Raw genomic sequence first — 1,145 nt, forward strand, 5'->3', positions numbered from 1 at the left:
GCGCAACATAGTCAGCGACCTCGGTTTCCGAGAACGGATCGAGCACCAATTCCTCGCACAGACGTTGCAGGCGCAGTTCGTGGCGCAACGAGCTGAGTGGATGATCGAGCGCAACCACCTCGGCGAGGCGGAAGCTCGATAGCCACATCAGCCGCGTGTTGCTACGTCGCCGCGCCACATAATTGATGAGCTGGACCGTCGCCCGATCGCTCCAGTGCAGGTCTTCGGTCACCAGCAACAGCGGTCGCTGCTCCGTGTAGCGGTCCAGCAGTTCGCCCATTTCCCGGAGCATGCGGTCCGGACCGACGCCGGCAAGCTCGCGCCGCAACGCGTCTCGCTCCGCCGTGGTGCTGAGCCACGGCAGTTGCAGCAGCCAGGTTGGCGCCACGTCGCGCAACAACGCCGGCAGGGTGGGGTCACTGCGGCACAGATCGGCCAACGCCTCCAGCACCGGCAGGTACGGTTCGCCGGTGCCGTAGTGCTCCACGCAATGGCCGCGTGCGCAGGTGATGCCGCCAAGGCTGGCAAGGAAATTTTCGATTAACGTGGTCTTGCCAATCCCCGGTTCTCCAGCGAGCCAGACCACGGCTCGCTGACCGCCATCCGCCCGCTCCCATGCCCGTTGCAGTCTTGAGATTTCGTCGGCGCGACCGATGAATGGCGGTGACGGATGCGCGCCGGCCGCCGGCACCGTCGCGGATGCAGGCGGCATCGAAGGTGCAGGGGAGGGCGCGGCGATGAAGCGATAGCCGCGCCTCGACACAGTCTCGATATAGCGGGGCTGCCTGGGGTCGTCGCCCAGCACCTTGCGCAGATCGCTGATGGCCGTCTTCAGCAYCGAATCGCTGACGAACCGATGCCCCCACACGGCATCAAGCAAGGCATCCTTGGTCACCAACGATCCCGGCTGGCGTGCAAGGACGCACAGCAGTGTGAAGGGAGTTGGCGCCAACGCCACAGCTTCTCCGTTGCGTGACAAGCAGGCGTTGGCTTCGTCGAGTTCGAACTCGATGAAGCGGAGCTGGACTGGGTTCGGTTGGGGCTGCGGACGTGCCACGTTGGTTTCCTGAAGACTAAAACATGGGTGTGCCCTCGTGAGGCATGGCACGTGGTCACTCCAATAACAACGCTGATCGACTCAGAAG

1 protein-coding gene is annotated in these 1,145 nt (G+C 64.0%); it reads right to left on the reverse strand.

Going from position 1 to position 1,145, the window contains the following annotated elements; all coding sequences use genetic code 11:
- The coding region (locus ACXRVY_RS30625; RefSeq protein WP_458239155.1) for an AAA family ATPase at positions 1-1,057 on the reverse strand (1,057 nt) is incomplete at its 3' end.
- Positions 1,058-1,145: the final 88 nt, after the last annotated feature.

Source organism: Pseudomonas sp. P5_A2_2 (assembly GCF_054177685.1).